17 protein-coding genes are annotated in these 15,981 nt (G+C 61.5%); 7 read left to right on the plus strand and 10 right to left on the minus strand.

What is annotated here, in order from left to right:
* Positions 1-77: 77 nt before the first annotated feature.
* Positions 78-1,040 (plus strand): cytochrome c oxidase subunit II, encoded by a 963-nt coding sequence (gene coxB, locus C486_RS06350; RefSeq protein ID WP_008454335.1) that lies wholly within the window; start codon positions 78-80, stop codon positions 1,038-1,040.
* Positions 1,040-3,529: a cbb3-type cytochrome c oxidase subunit I gene (locus C486_RS06355; protein ID WP_008454336.1), complete on the plus strand. Its 2,490-nt coding sequence runs from the start codon at positions 1,040-1,042 to the stop codon at positions 3,527-3,529. Before coxB ends, C486_RS06355 begins: the two co-directional genes overlap by 1 nt.
* Before the next feature lie 407 nt (positions 3,530-3,936).
* On the opposite strand, the gene C486_RS06360 is transcribed toward C486_RS06355, so the two are convergent.
* The 3 genes from C486_RS06360 to C486_RS06370 all read right to left on the minus strand — a co-directional run bounded on the left by C486_RS06360 (position 3,937) and on the right by C486_RS06370 (position 7,488).
* Positions 3,937-5,577: a S8 family serine peptidase gene (locus tag C486_RS06360; protein ID WP_008454338.1), complete on the minus strand. Its 1,641-nt coding sequence runs from the start codon at positions 5,575-5,577 to the stop codon at positions 3,937-3,939.
* A gap of 126 nt (positions 5,578-5,703) precedes the next feature.
* Positions 5,704-5,991 carry a DUF7410 domain-containing protein gene (locus C486_RS06365; RefSeq protein ID WP_008454340.1) on the minus strand — a complete coding sequence of 96 codons (288 nt, stop codon included), beginning with the start codon at positions 5,989-5,991 and terminating at the stop codon, positions 5,704-5,706.
* Positions 5,992-6,057: 66 nt separating this feature from the next.
* Positions 6,058-7,488 (minus strand): hypothetical protein, encoded by a 1,431-nt coding sequence (locus tag C486_RS06370; RefSeq protein WP_193787469.1) that lies wholly within the window; start codon positions 7,486-7,488, stop codon positions 6,058-6,060.
* Positions 7,489-7,570: 82 nt separating this feature from the next.
* On the opposite strand from C486_RS06370, the gene C486_RS06375 reads away from it, so the two are divergent.
* From C486_RS06375 to C486_RS06385, 5 genes are all read left to right on the plus strand, one after another.
* The gene (locus C486_RS06375) at positions 7,571-7,837 is read left to right on the plus strand and encodes a cytochrome C oxidase subunit IV family protein (RefSeq protein ID WP_007108806.1); all 267 of its coding nucleotides are present in this window, start codon (positions 7,571-7,573) and stop codon (positions 7,835-7,837) included.
* Positions 7,838-8,234: 397 nt separating this feature from the next.
* A complete protein-coding gene (locus tag C486_RS22215; protein ID WP_008454346.1) occupies positions 8,235-8,438 on the plus strand; it encodes a hypothetical protein in 204 nt (67 codons plus the stop codon).
* A gap of 203 nt (positions 8,439-8,641) precedes the next feature.
* The gene (locus tag C486_RS22220; protein WP_241432470.1) at positions 8,642-8,839 is read left to right on the plus strand and encodes a M48 metallopeptidase family protein; all 198 of its coding nucleotides are present in this window, start codon (positions 8,642-8,644) and stop codon (positions 8,837-8,839) included.
* A 241-nt stretch (positions 8,840-9,080) separates the two neighbouring features.
* A complete protein-coding gene (locus tag C486_RS20880) occupies positions 9,081-9,698 on the plus strand; it encodes a hypothetical protein (protein ID WP_152419131.1) in 618 nt (205 codons plus the stop codon).
* Positions 9,699-10,339: 641 nt separating this feature from the next.
* Positions 10,340-10,642: a hypothetical protein gene (locus tag C486_RS06385; RefSeq protein WP_008454348.1), complete on the plus strand. Its 303-nt coding sequence runs from the start codon at positions 10,340-10,342 to the stop codon at positions 10,640-10,642.
* A gap of 534 nt (positions 10,643-11,176) precedes the next feature.
* Here C486_RS06385 and secY read toward each other — a convergent pair.
* Genes secY through C486_RS06420 form a run of 7 tightly spaced genes read right to left on the minus strand, consistent with a single transcriptional unit; the run spans position 11,177 to position 15,979 of the window.
* Positions 11,177-12,649 (minus strand): preprotein translocase subunit SecY, encoded by a 1,473-nt coding sequence (secY, locus tag C486_RS06390; protein WP_014864129.1) that lies wholly within the window; start codon positions 12,647-12,649, stop codon positions 11,177-11,179.
* Positions 12,650-12,652: 3 nt separating this feature from the next.
* Positions 12,653-13,141, minus strand: coding sequence for an uL15m family ribosomal protein (locus tag C486_RS06395; RefSeq protein WP_007108804.1), 489 nt, complete (start codon positions 13,139-13,141; stop codon positions 12,653-12,655).
* A gap of 2 nt (positions 13,142-13,143) precedes the next feature.
* Entirely contained in the window at positions 13,144-13,611 is a 468-nt protein-coding gene (locus tag C486_RS06400; protein WP_008454352.1) for a 50S ribosomal protein L30, read from the minus strand.
* Positions 13,608-14,267, minus strand: coding sequence for a 30S ribosomal protein S5 (locus C486_RS06405; protein WP_008454354.1), 660 nt, complete (start codon positions 14,265-14,267; stop codon positions 13,608-13,610). Before C486_RS06405 ends, C486_RS06400 begins: the two co-directional genes overlap by 4 nt.
* Positions 14,264-14,812 (minus strand): 50S ribosomal protein L18, encoded by a 549-nt coding sequence (locus C486_RS06410; RefSeq protein WP_008454356.1) that lies wholly within the window; start codon positions 14,810-14,812, stop codon positions 14,264-14,266. Before C486_RS06410 ends, C486_RS06405 begins: the two co-directional genes overlap by 4 nt.
* Positions 14,812-15,261: a 50S ribosomal protein L19e gene (locus tag C486_RS06415; RefSeq protein ID WP_006185644.1), complete on the minus strand. Its 450-nt coding sequence runs from the start codon at positions 15,259-15,261 to the stop codon at positions 14,812-14,814. Before C486_RS06415 ends, C486_RS06410 begins: the two co-directional genes overlap by 1 nt.
* Positions 15,254-15,979 (minus strand): 50S ribosomal protein L32e, encoded by a 726-nt coding sequence (locus tag C486_RS06420; RefSeq protein WP_008454361.1) that lies wholly within the window; start codon positions 15,977-15,979, stop codon positions 15,254-15,256. The genes C486_RS06415 and C486_RS06420 overlap by 8 nt, the downstream gene beginning before the upstream one ends.
* Positions 15,980-15,981: the final 2 nt, after the last annotated feature.

A 15,981-nucleotide genomic window follows, 5' to 3' on the forward strand; every position in this document is an offset into this window, starting at 1 on the left:
CCCTCAGCAATCAATCTCCGACATATAACCGGAGTTCAAAAGAGGTGAATACAATCATCAACCTACTGACGACCCCGATGCAGATGACACGTGTCGACGTGTTCGAGCAGATCTTCCGGGTCTTCCTCGGACTCGGTGCGCTCGTCGGAATCGTCGTGGTCGCGTATACGTTGTATAACGCGTACAAATATCGCGACACCGGCAAGGCCGAGGAGAGTGACGATCTGCCATCCGTCGGGGAGTTACCGACAGGCGGAAAGGGCGGGAAGAAGCTGTTCCTCTCGTTCGGAATCAGCGCCATTATCGTTATCTCGCTGGTGATCTGGACGTACGGGATGCTCCTGTACGTCGAAGACCCTGGCGACGACGCACGGGAGGACGCGCTCGACATCGAAGTGACCGGCGAGAGCTTCGCCTGGTTCTTCGAGTACGAGAACGGTATCGAATCGACGGCCACCCTTCGTGTCCCCGCTGGCGAGCGGGTCTGGGTAGAGACGACATCGGGTGACGTCTGGCACTCATTTGGCATACCCGATCAACGGGTCAAAGCCGACGCGATTCCGGGCGAATACGACGAGACGTGGTTCGAGGCCGATGAATCCGAAGCCGGTCAACAACAGGAAATCAAGTGCTTCGAACTCTGTGGCGAGTACCACACCTCGATGGTCGGAACGCTACAGATCATGGACGCCGACGAGTTCGATCAGTGGATGGACGACCAGCTGACGATGGCGTTCACGATCGAAGACCAAAACGAGTCCCGCGTGACCGAGGGCTACGAACTCACGCTCGAGAGTCAGGAATCCGACTTCGAAGAGAGTTACACGGCCGACGAGTTCGACAACGGTACCATCGAAGTGTCCGACATCGAGCAGGCAGGCGAATACAACGTGACGATCGAATCGACCGACGGGCAGTTCGAACCGGTCGAAGACCAGTTCGACATGACCGGGCCGGTCGACGAAACCTACACACTCGAGATGAACGCGACGGAAAGTACTGCTAACGAAAGCGAAACGAACGACGGAGGGAGCGCCTGATGAGTGATCTGCCGCCGAAGCGGTCGATCAAGCGCTGGCTGGTCACGACCAATCACAAGGACGTCGGCATCCTCTATATGGCGACGTCGATGTTCTTCCTGCTTTTCGGTGGGACCCTCGCACTGCTGTTCCGGACCCACCTCTGGCAATCCGGCGGGACGGGACTGCTCACCAACGACCAGTTCTACCAGTCGGTCTCCGGCCACGGGCTCATCATGGTCTTCTGGTTCCTGTCGCCGATCGCAAGCGGGTTCGCGAACTATTTCGTCCCGCTTCAGATCGGGGCGAAGGACCTCGCGTTCCCCCGTCTAAACGCGCTGAGTTACTGGTTCTACCTGTTCTCGGGTATCCTGATGGCGATCTCGTTCTTCCAGGGTGGCTCGTTCTCCGGCGGCTGGACGATGTACGCCCCGCTGAACGTGCCGACGTATACCCCAGCGATGCAGGCGATGACTGGCGGGAACTCGATGGTTCTCGGCTTGGTCCTGTTCTGTATCTCCATCACGATGGGGACGGTGAACTTCCTGACCACGATGCACCGCTCCCGTGCTGAGGGGCTCGGTCTGTGGAACATGCCGATGTTCTCGTGGTCGTGGCTGCTGACCGCCTGGATGATGCTGTTCGCGTTCGCGGCGCTGCTGGCAGCCGTGCTGTTACTCTCGATCGATCGGCTGTTCCTCACGCAGTACTTCGCAACCGATCAGGGCTCGAGCCTGTTGTGGGCGCACATCTTCTGGTTCTTCGGCCATCCGGAGGTGTACATCGTCTTCTTCCCCGCGTTGGGGATCATGTTCGAAACGTTCCAGACGTTTACCGGGCGACGGCTGGTCGGCCGCAAGTGGGTCATCATCGCGATGGTTCTCGTTGCGGTCCAGTCGTTCCTCGTCTGGATGCACCACATGTTCCTGTCGACGATCAACCTCCCGATCAAGACGCTCTTTATGGCGACGACGATCGGGATTTCACTGCCCTTCGACCTGATGGTCTTCGCGCTGATCTATACGATGGTCAAAGGGCGCGTTCGATTTACCACGCCGTTCCTGTTCTCGCTGGGTGCACTCGTGTTGTTCATCCTGGGAGGGATCACCGGCGTCTTCCTCGGTGCCGTCGTCCTCGACTACGAGTTCCGGGGGACCTACTGGGTCGTCGCGCACTTCCACTACGTGATGGTCTCGGGCGTGACGGCACTGATGGGCGGCATCTACTACTGGTGGCCGAAACTCACCGGGAAGATGTACTCCGAGCGGCTCGGAAAACTCAACTTCGCGGTCTACTTCATCGGGTTCAATCTGCTGTACTTCCCGATGTTCATGGCCTGGGAGACGCCCCGCCGTATCTTCCACTACGGTAGCGGTGTCCAGATCTATCACCAGCTGGCAACCGTGGGCGCGTTCGTCTTCGGTGCCTCGTTCCTGATCATGTTCTTCACGCTCGGGAAGAGCCTAGTCTCGGGCCCCGAGGCCCCCGACAACCCGTGGACGTACTCCCGGACCGCCGAGTGGGCGATTCCCTCGCCGCCACCGCTCGAGAACTGGCCCGACCGGCCGAGCTACGCCAGCGGTAAACTCGAGTTCGTCGACGACGCCGCGACCGCGACCGACGGCGGCGTCGCACAGGAAGCAACCGGTACGGCAACGGCAGCCGCGACCCACGAAGAAGAACACGCTGATCACGCCAGCATTTGGCCGCTCGGCATCGGTATCGCGACGTTTACGTTCTTCCTTGGGCTCAGCGGCATCACGCCGTATTTCTTCTCGTTCGTCGAGTCGCACATCCACAGCGGAGTCGGTAACTTCGTCACCCTCGATTCGGCACCCGCACAGAACATCGTCTACCCGGCCCTCATGGTGCTCGGTCTGGCGATGCTCGCAGTCACGCTGTTCCAGTTCGGTCGCGAACAGTTCACTGCACCAGAGATGGCCGTCGCCGAACGCTGGCCGTTCGGCGGCATCAGCAACGAGAAGCTAGGCGTCTGGGTCTTCCTGGCCTCTGACGTGGTCGTCTTCGGTGCCGCGATCGGTGCATACGTGTTCATGCGGATCCACATGGGCTGGCACAACTGGCATCTCGCCTCGATCACCGAGGCCGGCCTGTTCAACACGTACGTGCTGTTGACCTCGAGTTTCACCGTCATCCTCGCACACGAGATGGCCGAGCGCGAGAACAAGAAAGGGCTACTCGGCGCGTTGAGCGCGACGGTCCTGCTCGGACTCGTGTTCATGGGCGTCAAGGCCTTCGAGTACAGCAGCAAGTTCGCGGACGGTCACTATTGGTTCAGCGGTATCGAGTACTCGTTGTACTTCGTGACGACCGGCCTACACGCGCTGCACGTCATCCTCGGGCTCCTGATCGCCCTGTTCATGATCTATCGGGTCATCTCGATCGACGCCTATCTCGAGGACCACATGCCTGTGGAGTACTTCGGTCTCTACTGGCACTTCGTCGACATCGTGTGGGTCTTCCTGTTCCCACTGTTCTACCTGATGTAGCGACCCGTCGCGACACGGGCTGCGTTTTTTCGGTTTGTGTTCCGCTCCGCGAGCGAGAGCAGCGGATCGCAACGGCCGCAGTGCGCTCGAGCAACACGATCCTGAGCGCCGTCAGTACTACGCTCCGACGCGTGTGCGAGACATCGCCGGAGCGATAGCGCTCTCGTCGCCGCGTAGCGTCCGTTGACGGCCAGTCGAGTTCGACAGTCGAGTTGTCGGTGCCGAGACGACTCTCGGTGTGTCCGGATTCGATCTCCATGGGTTCGATCGCCGTCAGCAGCAGCCGGACCGGTCACTCGTGACCGGCCACATCGATATCGTCGGCGGCTCGCGGCTGACAGAAAGGGGCCCGAGAGCGGTCCCCACTGGAATCCGCTGCCGTCGCTGCTGTCGAGTCGGACCGGCCGTTACCGCCTCCCGATTCGGTACCGTGCCAGGACGGCGAGGGTCAAACTGACCGCGACGAGAACGCCGGCGACGAAAACGGGGCTCGAGGGTGAACGTGCTCCCTCACGTGGGTCCGAATCGCTCGCGTTGCCTGCGACTGCGTCATCGGACGACCGGCGGGCGGCGACGAGCGCGTCGGCGGCGGCTTTGGCATCGACGATGCCGTGGCCGTAGCGGGTCTCGAGCGTTGCGGTGCCGTCGGCCGTCGTCGTGTCGCCAGCGACTATGCCGGCCGCGGGCATGCGAGCCGTTTCGGTCACCGCCGTCGTGATCTCGTCGGGCGTAGCGTTGGGTTCGATCGACAGGAGTAACGCAGCCGTGCCGGAGACGTGCGGGGCGGCCATCGACGTTCCCGGCATCGACCGGTACCCACCGCCCGGGGCGGCGCTCGTGACCGCAACACCGGGTGCGACGACATCGGGGACGACGTACGACGGTGGGGCCGTCCAGTCCGGCGGCGCTGCCGTCCACTCGGTCCGATCGATCCGCTGTCCGCTGGAGAACGAGGGGACAGCGCCGTTCCGATCGACTGCGCCCACGCTGATCGTCTCGTAGACGTTCCCGGGCGAGCCGGATGTCTCCGGCCCATCGTTGCCGGTCGCACCGACGACAACCGCGCCGCTGTCCCGCGCGTTCCGGACCGGATCGATAAACGGCGCGTGTTTCCCGGTCGCACCGAGACTCAGACTGATCGCGTCGGCGTCCTGCCGGACCGCCCACTCCATCCCGGCGACGACCTGCGCGAACGACCCGTTCGTGTCGGTCAACACGAGCCCGTGAAGCAACTCCGCCTCGGGGGCGACGCCGATCGCGGTTCCAGTCGTCGCTCCACCGGCTACCGTTCCGCTGACGTGCGTTCCGTGCGTTCCCGTATCGTGTGGCGTCGACCCCGGGACGCGCCCGCCTGTTGCGTCGAACTCCGCCCACCCGCCGGGATAGGTCGGGTCCGACGGATCGTCCGTCGCGAGGTCGATATCGGGGTGGCCGGTATCGACGCCGGTATCCAAGACCGCGACGCGGACGCCCTCCCCGCGGGTATCGTAGGCATCCCAGACGTCGGTCGCGTTGACCTGTGCGAGGCCGGTCGTCGTTCGTCGCTCGCTGCCCGCTAATGCGGCGGCCCCCGACGCGGTCGCGTTCACGCGGTCCGGCCGCTCGGGAACCGACACCTCGACGTTCTCATGGACGGCTTCGACCGCACCGAACCGGTCGAAGGCTTCGTAGTCGACGGCGTCGGTATCGACCTCGAGCAACACGGCATTAGTGAGCCAGAACGTCTCTTCGACTTGGAGCCCGTCGCTTCCCCGTGCGTACTCGAGGAGCGGCTCCTGTGTCGACTCGGCATGGGTCTCGAGCCGTTGTTCGGTCTCGTCCGCGCCGATTTCGGCAGGGATATCGGCCTCCTCGAGTCGGACCACGGCTTCGACCGTCGGGCCGTCCGTCGGGAGGTCGGCGTCGACGACGATCGGGTCGTCACCGGATTCCGGCGCAGCGGTGGCGCTGTCCGAACCGAGCGCAACCGGGCCGATAGCGGACGCCAGCAGGAGCCAGGCGGCGACGAGGGCGAGTACCGGAGCCGTTCCCGAGCGGACTGACGGCATGATACACCTACTGTGTCGCGGTGAAATAAAGGATTTCTGAACTGCCCATGCCTATCGACTATGAGACGGCCGCGAGTATCATGGGATGGTTGCGAGTAGCCGCGCTCGAGCTGTCGGACCGGCCTCTCAGCCCGCCCAGACCAGCGCGTAAATGAACGTAAACAGGAAGTAGACGAGAAACACGGAGATGGCTGCCTTGAAGTGGAACGTAAACAGGTCGTACTCCTCGTCGTCACGCTCCTCGTCGAAGGCCTCGCGCTCGGCGGCGGACCACTCCTCGGCGTGATCGACGCCGATATGGAACGTCACGTATCGTTCGGCACGGAACGGCCGGCCGCAGTACGGACAAGTTCCAGCGGGCGTCTCGTCCGCGGGGACATCGTACTCGCGCTCGAGCGCTCGATCGGTCGCCATTCGGTCGATGCTTGTGGTGTCGCGAGCAAGTGTTTGCCGGTTCGGCTGCCGGCAACGAGCACCCGGTTAGCCCGGAACGTAGGGCGGGCTCATCGTCCCCTGCGAAACGAGATAGAGGCTCACCATCGTAAAGAAGACCATGACGACGATGAGCGGATACTGGCTCCTGATCGCCTGGAGCTTGCCGGGAAACAGTTCGAAGGAAACGGTGTGGGCGACCCACACCGCAAGGACATGCCCCAATAGGATACCAGCGATCTCGACGTAGCCGAACCAGCCCGGCAGCGCGTACCGAGTCGGGTTCGGCGGCGGGTTCAACGGCATCGCCACCGCATCGAGCAGCGACGGCCACAGCGAGAGTCCGAACCCGACGTAGTGTGCGAGGTGATAGCCGGCGGCGATGGCAAGCAGCGGCGCGGCGAGTCTGTAGCCGAGATAGCGCCGCGAGAGGTACGTCTCAGCTCGCTCGCGAGTTCGGTCGATGGCGACCCAGTAGACCTTCCAGAACAGGGCAAAGCCCCCAACGAGCAAGAAGAGATAGACCAGTACCGGTGGGAGTCCGATCCCAACCAGCGCTTCGATGGTCCAGACGCCGGCCGGCGTAACGATAAAGCCGCTGTAGGTCAGTTCCCAGACCAGCGCGAGCACGAACGCCACGAGCGACGTGTCCGTGATGAGATCCGGCTCGCTCAACCGCGACCCGGGATAGCGGAGTTCGAACCCGTCGTCCGTTCGCTGAATGGGTGCGACGGCCCCGTAGAGTCGAAACCACAGCGAGAGGGGATCGCCGCGTCGAAACCACGTCTCCGGCGAAAAGACGACCGCACCCGAAATGGTGAACATCGAGTACATCACGAGGATACTTACCAGCGCCTGCGCCGTGGTCGTCAGGGGCGCGACGACCTCGAGCCAGACGAAGGTCAACAATGCAATGACGGCGGGCCAGGAGTCGTACGAGGAGGGGTACGATTCGTAGCCGTTCGGGAGTACCTCGGCGATCCGCCGCCACGGGTTGAGTGCCGGCCACGGGTTGCCGACAGTATACGCGACGATCGTCAGCAACGCCCGCCCACCGACGAACGTCATCAGGACGGTCGCGCTGACCAGTCCGATGTTCGGTCCGGCGATGCCGGCCACGAAGACGAGTATGAGTCCGAGGAGTCCGAGCACACCCAACAGGAGCGACCCCGCGGTCAGCAGCCGGTCGAGGGACCGCTCGAGTGTGTGGTCGTGATAGGCTCCGATCACGTCGCGGTCGGTGACGAGCATCGTCAACAGGGCCGAGGCACCGACAGTACCGCCGCCGGTCGCGAGGTAGAGCCACGTCGGAACGCTCACGTCACTGCTTCCGCCGCTGAGGCCGGCGGCGACGTTGCTCGCGGTGACGACGCCGGCACCTGCAGTCAGAGAGACGAGGACGAACCCGAGGACGATACCGGTTCGGCGAGCGAGAACCGCCCGTTCACTCATTGTCGGTGATTCGCACTCGCGGCCCATCTACGTATCGCTTCCACACCGGTCCTCCGTCGGAGGACCGTATGAGGAAGGTATAAGTATCCGTCACCCACATTCCCCACTAATGGCGAGCATTCGGACGTACAGCTTGGTCTACGTGGCATTGTTACTGCTGGCGACGGGAAAGTTCGCTTTTTTCCATTTTCCTGAGATCTTCACGGAGCAGGTAGCAATAGCGGGTACGATGGTTCTGGCAGCGATCAAGGTATCGCTGATCGCCGGTTACTTCCAGCACCTGAAGGACGAACCGCGGTCGGTCACGTACCTGATGCTCACCGCGTTGTTCATGGTGCTCCTGTTGACCCTCGCCGCGGGCTACTCCATCCAGTAATCGTCTCGACCCGTCACCCGTTCCGCGAGGCATATCTACGCGTTTCTCGCTGTTTTCCGGTACCGCACAGCGCCGGCACCCTTGTAGTCCGCTGTCTTCCGAGAGTTTCGCCTCGTTCAGTTCTCGCCAGACAGTCAGAGACGCCTCTCACAAAGACGCCGAGTGGCACGCCCTTCCCGTCGGCCGACCACGACGGTCGGCTGAGAGAGCAATGTTGGCGTCCATCTCGGTAACGAAACCAGACGTGTCTCCAGACGCTCGAGCCAGAGGACCGATTCAACAGCAGATTCGCAAACAGGTCAAGATCGAGTCTATACAAGTCCGACCTTGACCTGAGTGATGGCGAGCGCGACGAACTCACGACCCGCGTGATCCAACTCGCTCGCTCACACTACGAATGAGAGAACATCACATTGGCCAGACAGTCATTCCTTACGAGATCAACTGGTGTGACGACCGCGAGACGGTCGGGCTCTCGCTAGATCAGTCGCTCGAGCTCACGGTCCGCGCCCCGATGGCGGCGACGATCGGCGAGATCGAGGATATGCTCGAGAGTCGGCAGGAATGGCTGCTCGAGAAGCCGCACCAGCTGATGCGGTGAGTATCCGTCGAAAGCGCCAAGCGGTGGTCGATTGGTCCCTCTGCCATGCCACAGACAAACTCCCAGAACGCAGCCCCCAGTACGAGTCGAAGCTGGGGCTGTCCGATGTGTCGATCAACGTTGGCACCCTCTCCGGCCGCTAAGGTGAATTTGATGATGGGACAGTTCGATTAAACTGGAGACTTATTCTTGCACCTGTCCGGATTCAGGACTACGTTATCGTCCATGAGCTGGCACATGCTGTCCATGATGGTCACTCCAACTCGTTTTGGAATACAGTGGGAACACTGATCCCAGATTACGAGAAGCGCCGTGAATGGCTTCGACTTAACAGCAACCCACCGACTGTCCAATTTAATGTAATTAGTTTAATATATTACAGATGGTTTAAGTCCATGTAGTGGTGGGTGTATCCGGTGACAGCTACAGTTACTTATTGGACAGTGGGTAGAGGGGATTCTCTCATGTTGATCTTAGTCTCGACATGTTTGTTTGAATCTTCGATCAGGACCATAATTGACAGAGAAGTGTCACTTAGAGAGATCGTTAACCGTTCTATCTGCTGGGAAGCTATAAATGGCCGTTCGTGGGCAGGTTGTCCTGCAACGAGCGAGCGACCGCGATTGATCACAGACCGAACTCATGACGCCTAATCCAGCCAATTTCACGAGCGAAAACGGCGATACGAGTGTCACCGACTCCCCTGTCAACCGCCGCAACCTGCTCGGCGTGCTCGGAGTGGCGACTGGTTTCTCCACGCTCACCGGAACTGCTACAGCAACCACCCAGAACGTGGATTGCGGTGCGGACGGACGAGTGCGAACGCGCGGCTGTAGTGACGAAAGCCTAACCGGAAAAGACTGGTCAAGTGGCGCGGTTACGATTCAAGCGTGTCCTAATGGGGTAGGCGGAACAGCAACGCTGCGAGTCACCGGGCGGCTCGGATACGACCGCTACGGCCAACCACAACAGTCAGGCGGCACTGGCGACGGGCAGTCTGTTCAAGGAACTCAGAGCCAGCGCATCGTTGTAACGCAGGGACAGGAAATGAGCACTGAAGACGGCACCGCAGAACAGACACAGACCGTGATTATTGAGCAAGACCAGTCGATGTCTGGTGGCGGTGGTGGCAACCTTCCCGAAGTGGAGGTTACTCTACAGCCCGGCGAGAAGCGCACGCTCTGGTATACGGGGTCAATTACAGGATTCTCCACGAGCAATACTAATCTCAATATTGGAATAGCGAACCGCCCTGATTGAAGAATCTCTTATCGATGGAGCGTGGGAGACACGCGCGACTCGTCTATCACCATTCGCTGATAGAGGGAGATCAACGATGAGAGAGTTCGTTGAAGTACGAATACCGATGGTCAACTACCAGACTGGGGACTCCCTGACCGTCGCAATTCGATCCCCTCAGTAGCACTTATACAACCGATACAATATAATTATTCATCTTATTTCCCCATATTTATAAAAGCACAACTCATCATTAAAATCCAAAAACAATTAGGCTTTTTACTCCTATTCCAGAGGGGAGACAGATAGTTCTCCGCAGACAGCCACCTGGGCACTGGAAAAGGATCAATTATCGGGTCAATCGCTCGGGGGGTGAATTATTGAAGCCTCGAATCCGGTTGCCCCCAGCAGCGTACCGGGAACACCGCTACCAGTAGCAACCGGCGACCTCTCAGTCCCGGAAGATACGATCTTCACCCGGACAGTAGTCGGCTGCTTGCTCGGAGCGCTGCATGATTTTGATGTCGAACCATTCTGGCAGCGATAGGTACCAGCACCATAGGTAGTACCGGCACGGTTGGAACAGCAGCCGGTCAAGGCCGCGACCCCAGTCAATACGACCGCCCACGCACCATCACCCGCAACGGTGTCGAGTTCACGCAGTGGGACTGCTCACGAGTTATCATCGACGGCCACCGGAAATCGCCCAGATCGTCGTCGCCGTCCAGTACAACGGCATCTCACAACCCGAAGGCATCGAAGACACAGTCAGTGGGACGGTGGACATCCGTCAGTTCGAGTTGCCGGTCGATATCCGCGTCAACGACCACCTCCACGAGTTTGACCCGCTTGGGGGTCGTTTGGTTATCAAGGGAGTCATCGTCTACACCTCGGTCACTGACCGGTCGCTTCCGGAGAGTACTCAGGGGTTTCTCGCCTCCGTCGGGTGGCCACTGGGCGAGTGAGACTGTTCGGAGGTGCGACAGATGACGCCACCAGACAGCATCATCCGGTCTGAGATTCCGTACGGCCACGAGGCCAACCCTATTGAACGGGTCTGCACTCGCTGCTAACCACCTGGCTACGAGATTGGATTGACGCTACTCCGGTTTCAGTTATGGCGGTGCCGTCCGGTTTGGTGCTTTCCTGTTTGTAACAGCACTGTTGTACCATCACAGATGTACGCTGGGAATTCTCCATACTGTGCTGTCCCAACGTACCGATATCGAGGTGGCGAATTGACTGGTAGTTGGGTTCCATCGAGGCTAGTTGCACGTCGCTCGCTTTCATCGTCAATGACTCTCAGCGTTGGCGAGAGCGTGAAGACCGGAATATCTATCGCCCAGTAGAGCGCGCCCTTCCAGAGGCGCTCACCACGCCCGTGTGCATCTTCGAGGGCATCTCCGCCTCACCTCTGAACCAGTAGCGAACGACCGCTACAGCAGGCTGGTTCTGCGTGAAGAGATGTGGGCGTCGAAACGCCCGAAAACAGATTATCGTTATTCGCTGCCGAACATCTGGCGCATCATCGGATGCATTTCCATCATCTGCTCCTCGGCGATCTCCTCGTACAGTTTGTACGTGATGGAGACAGCCAGCAGCAGTCCGGTTCCGCTGATGCCGCCGATGGTACCGAGCATGTTCGCACAGACGGCCAGCAGGCCAACCAGCGCACCGCCGATGACGGTCACCTGCGGGATGTACCGCTCCATGACCTTCTCGATGACGCCGACGTTCTGTCGGAAGCCGGGGATCTGCATCCCGGAGTTCTGGATCTGCTTTGCCGTCGATTCGGGCCCCATGTCAGTGGTTTCGACCCAGAAGATGGCAAAGACCGCGCCACCGACGATCATGAAGGTGACGTCGATGCCGATCCGGATCATCACCTGCCACCACTCCTGGGAGACGTTCGCTGTCCACCACATCCAGTCCTGTCGGGAGTAGATCGGGGCCACGTAGTAGAAGAACCCACTGGCGGGCTGGCCCTGTGAGTAGGTCCCGAGCCAGGTAGGCATGTTCCCCCACTGGCTGTTCAGGATCTGTCCCATGAACTGGACGTTCGCTTGCACTGCACGAACGAGGATCATGGGCAGGACGCTCGCGTAGATGAGCTTCACGGGGAAGCGCCCGCGCGCACCCTTCACTCGAGCGTGACTGAGCGGAATCTCGACGCGAACCGACTCCGCGTAGACGACGATCCCGAAGATCAGCAGCGTCGTGAACAGCCCGATGAGGTTCCCTTCAGTGACCAATAGGGCGTAAAGCCCCTCGCCGGACGCGATCGAGCCGATCTCGACCTGCCCGACCAGGATCTGGTACCAGCTGTAGAAGAGCCCGCCCGAGTTGGGCTGGATGAAACCGGCGACCAGACGCTGGCTCACGCCGGCGATGATGAACAGACCGATCCCGCTGCCGACGCCCCACTTGCTGACGACCTCGTCCATATAGAGGATGAGGATCCCGCCAACGAAGATCTGGGCGAACATCAGGATCTGGATCTGTGTCGCGGTGAGCGCCATCCCACCGAGTTGCATCGACGTCTGGGCAGGCAGGAAGCCCCCTCCCGGCGGACCGGAGAACACCATCGGGAGCCCGGTCAGGATGACCATCAGGATGACCAGCAGCTTCTGGAGCCCCTGATAGAGGACCTGGTCCCGTGGATCGTCGGTGTCGAGCCCGAGTAGGTTCGCCCCGCCGAGCAGTTGTAAGACGATGCTCGCGGTGACGATCGGACCGATACCGACCTGCAGGACTGATCCGTGTGACCCGGCGAGGATCGCACGGAACTCACCGAAGAGGTCGCCCGATCCGCCGGCCTGGTAACCGAGCAGCGTGATGCTCGTCAGGAAGAAGTACAACATCAGGATACCGGCCGTCCACATCAGCTTGCGCTTGAAGGGGACGTGCCCCTCCGGACGGCGCACTGCTGGCATCCGCGTGAGGACCGGTTCAGCGGCTTCCTTCCATCCCATATGTTATTCCTTGTCCTGTTCAGCGTCGGCTTCGGCGTCGTCGTCCTCCTGTGCTCGCTCCGAGATGACTGCCTCGCCGCCGGCAGCCTCGAGTTTCTCCTCGGCCGCATCGGAGAACGCGTCCGCCGTTATCTCGAGCGTGTTCCGGACCTGACCGGACCCGAGGACCTTCACCGTGTCGACCTCGTGGCCGTCCTCGACGATGTCGCGTGCGTCGAGTCGGTAGCCATCGTCGGTCTCCTCGGCGAGATCGTCCGCGACGTAGAGGATCGCGTCCTCGTCTAGCTTCTGGACGTCGATCTCCGCGACATCCTCGCGGATGTCGTGGGGTCGCTTGAAGCCGTGTTTGCCCTTCGGTTCGTAGTTGTGGAACTCGTGTTTGCTGCGCCCGGCACGGCCGCGGCCACCACGGTGGCCCGCACCGCGTCGGTTCTTGTGGGAACCGCCGCTGTGGGTTCGCGATCCGCGCTGGCGTCGTTTTTTGCTCGTCATGGTTATCGCATCGATTCTAGGAGGTCGTTAATCTCCCCTGTTGTATGCTTTCCGAGTTGGCCGCCCTCGACGGTCGGCTTTTTGATACCCTCGTGACCCCCCCGCGGTGGGTGGAGTCGAAGCGTCGGTGACAGTCCCTCGTCACGGAGCGTCGTCTCCTCCGCCAGGAGCGCCGCGGCCAGGGCACCGAAGTCGTCGTACTCGGTGTTGTCGGCCAGCCACTCCTCGTCGACATCGGACTGATCCCCTTCGAGGGGCTCCGCTCGCTTCGCGAGCAGGGTCTCGAGGACGTCCGCGTCGGGCTCGCCGACGGCGACGTAGTCGTTGACCTTCGCGATCATCCCCTCGTAGGCGTCGGTCTCGGGGACGAGCGTGCAGTGGTTGACGTTGTGGATGTTGAGCATCGACAGGGTATCCTGTACGTCTTCCTGTCGGTTCACTTCGCCGCGGATCTGGACGATCGCTTTCATTGGTCAGCCACCTCGGCGTCCTCTCGGTTGGGTCGTCGTCGCGGATGACGCGACTGGGAGGCGTTCTCGAGCGCGTTGTAGGTCGCCTTCGCGAGGTTGACCGTTGTTCGAGTGTTGCCGTGGCTCTTGGTCCAGGCGTTCTCGATGCCGGCCAGCTCGAGGACGTGACGGACGGTGTCGCTGGCGGCCAGTCCCAGCCCTTCGGGGGCGGGGATGACCTCGACTTCGACGGAGCCGGCTTTGCCGGTCGTCCGTCGAGTCAGCGAGTGTGGCCGGTCCGAGCGGTCCTCCCAGGAGCCCGATCCGCGCGGGACCTGGATCATGTTCAGCTTCGCGATACCGATCGCCTTCTGGATGGCGGAGCCGACCTGATCGTCTCGGCCTTCGGCGTAGCCGATGAACCCGTCGCGGTTGCCGACGGCAACGACACAGCGGAACTTCACGCGTCGTCCGGAGTCGGTCATCCGCTGGACCATGTTGATGTCCAGCACTTCGTCTTCCAGTCCAGGGAGGAGCTGGTCGACGAGTTCGGGTTCCTTCAGCGGGAGGCCAGAGTTGAGGGCGTCTTCCATCGTCTCGATGTCGCCCTCCTGGACCTTCCGGCCGAGACGGGTGACTGGCTGCCAACCGCCGTCGTTGTAGTTGTTTCCACTCATTCGAGAATCGCCTCTCGTACGTCGTCGAAGTGTTCGGGGAGATCAGTCGCGTCGAACTCGCCGCTGTACAGCGGCTCGTCTAACTGCTCGGCGTACTCGGCGATGTGCTCGCCGCGCGTACGCGACCAGTCCGCGAGCACGCTGTCGTTGTGCGGAATCTCGAGGCCGGCGTCGATCGCGCCCTCCTGTACCGCGAACACCTTGTTGCCGGGCGTCGCCGTGTTGAGACCGATGTCGAGGACCGCTTCCTCGAGACCTGCCTCGACGGCTCGTTTGCCGGCCAGAAGGCCGGTCAGATACGCCGCGGAAATGTTGCCCGTGGGTGCGTCCCAGCCGTACTCCGCCAGATCGCTCGAGTGTGCACTCGCAAGCGTCTCGTCTCCCTGAGGTCCGGGAGTGATCAGCTGCGCCGTAGTATGCTTGTTGCTCTTGCGAGCAACCAGGCGTGGCTTGCCCGATTTCAGCAGGCGCAACCTCTGGTGGTAGTCCGTCCGGACCTCACGGCGACGCCGCATCGGTACTTTGTATCGTGGTCCTGTCGCCATTATTGGTCACCGTAGGTTTCGTCGATATAGTTCAACAGGTACCGGACGCTACGGAACTCCCCGCCGCCAGCCTTCTTGTAGAGCTCGCGGTACTGCGTGGGCGTGAGTTCGCCCTTATCGCGGAGTTCGCGCAGCTTCCGTCGCTGTGCGCGAATCTTGTTCTGCCATTCGTCTTTCTCGTTCTGGCGTGCGCCCTTCTTGCCGCGGCGCTTGCCCTGCCCGTTCTGGTGGCCGTAGGCGCGCTTCGCGTTCCGTTCGCGAGCGCGGCCGCGGGAGTTGCCCGAGGGGTCGTCGGCCTGAATGCGACCCTCGTCGACGAGTTCGCGGATCTCGTCGCGCGTGATCGCTTCGGCGATGTCGCCCTGCGCATCGGGGTCGAGCCAGACGCGGTTCTCGCCGACGTCCAAGACGTCAGCGGCGAGTCGCTTCTGTGCTGTGAGATCAGTCATCGGATTCCACCTCGACTTCCTCGTAGGTCGGGTTCAGGACGCGAATGCCCTGTTCTTCGGCGATCTCTTCGATCCGCTCGCGCTTGCGCGCACCGACGGCGGATGCGATCCGAACCGCCTCACGGGAGCCGTCGACGCCCTCGAGGTCGTCCGTGTTCTCGACGTAGACTTCCTCGAAGCCGCTGGGGTGTTTCCCGCGGACTGCTTTCGGCGTGCGGTAGCCGGCCTGGACTTTCGGGCCCTTGCCCTTGACGCCGCGGCGCTGCTTGGACAGCGTCCCGCGGGGTCGACGCCAGGATTCCGGCGTCCGCTTTTTCTTGTGGTAGTCCTGTCGATTGAACTGCGGGTTCCCTTCGCTCCGCCGACGGTTGAGGAGTCGCTCCTCGTTCTCGGAGAGGTCGGGCGTCTTCTCGGTCAGCCCGCGGGCCTGCAGTTCGGTCTCGACGTCTTCGTCGGGTTCCGCTTCCGCCTCGGCACCCTCGTCTTCGATCTCGGCTTCGGTTTCCTCGGTGACTTCGAGGTCACCGACGTCGGCCTTGATACGGGCGGCGAGTGCGTTCCCGACGCCGTCGGCTTCGGCGAGGGCGTCCTGATCGGCTTCCTTGACGTCCTGGATGGTCTCGAAGCCGGCGTCTCGCAGTGCGTCTGCCTTGCTCGCACCGACGCCGCTGATGTCCTCGAGCTCCTGGGGTTCGTCGTTCGATTGGTCGTCTGCCATCT

Source organism: Natrinema gari JCM 14663, assembly GCF_000337175.1.
GTDB lineage: Archaea > Halobacteriota > Halobacteria > Halobacteriales > Natrialbaceae > Natrinema > Natrinema gari.

Excerpts from the sequence above, each read along its gene's own strand:
- coxB (WP_008454335.1), top strand. The coding sequence starts at position 78 with ATGCAGATGACACGTGTCGACGTGTTCGAGCAGATCTTCCGGGTCTTC.
- C486_RS06355 (WP_008454336.1), top strand. The coding sequence starts at position 1,040 with ATGAGTGATCTGCCGCCGAAGCGGTCGATCAAGCGCTGGCTGGTCACG.
- C486_RS06360 (WP_008454338.1), bottom strand. The coding sequence starts at position 5,577 with ATGCCGTCAGTCCGCTCGGGAACGGCTCCGGTACTCGCCCTCGTCGCC.
- C486_RS06365 (WP_008454340.1), bottom strand. The coding sequence starts at position 5,991 with ATGGCGACCGATCGAGCGCTCGAGCGCGAGTACGATGTCCCCGCGGAC.
- C486_RS06370 (WP_193787469.1), bottom strand. The coding sequence starts at position 7,488 with ATGGGCCGCGAGTGCGAATCACCGACAATGAGTGAACGGGCGGTTCTC.
- C486_RS06375 (WP_007108806.1), top strand. The coding sequence starts at position 7,571 with ATGGCGAGCATTCGGACGTACAGCTTGGTCTACGTGGCATTGTTACTG.
- C486_RS22215 (WP_008454346.1), top strand. The coding sequence starts at position 8,235 with ATGAGAGAACATCACATTGGCCAGACAGTCATTCCTTACGAGATCAAC.
- C486_RS20880 (WP_152419131.1), top strand. The coding sequence starts at position 9,081 with ATGACGCCTAATCCAGCCAATTTCACGAGCGAAAACGGCGATACGAGT.
- secY (WP_014864129.1), bottom strand. The coding sequence starts at position 12,649 with ATGGGATGGAAGGAAGCCGCTGAACCGGTCCTCACGCGGATGCCAGCA.
- C486_RS06395 (WP_007108804.1), bottom strand. The coding sequence starts at position 13,141 with ATGACGAGCAAAAAACGACGCCAGCGCGGATCGCGAACCCACAGCGGC.
- C486_RS06400 (WP_008454352.1), bottom strand. The coding sequence starts at position 13,611 with ATGAAAGCGATCGTCCAGATCCGCGGCGAAGTGAACCGACAGGAAGAC.
- C486_RS06405 (WP_008454354.1), bottom strand. The coding sequence starts at position 14,267 with ATGAGTGGAAACAACTACAACGACGGCGGTTGGCAGCCAGTCACCCGT.
- C486_RS06410 (WP_008454356.1), bottom strand. The coding sequence starts at position 14,812 with ATGGCGACAGGACCACGATACAAAGTACCGATGCGGCGTCGCCGTGAG.
- C486_RS06415 (WP_006185644.1), bottom strand. The coding sequence starts at position 15,261 with ATGACTGATCTCACAGCACAGAAGCGACTCGCCGCTGACGTCTTGGAC.
- C486_RS06420 (WP_008454361.1), bottom strand. The coding sequence starts at position 15,979 with ATGGCAGACGACCAATCGAACGACGAACCCCAGGAGCTCGAGGACATC.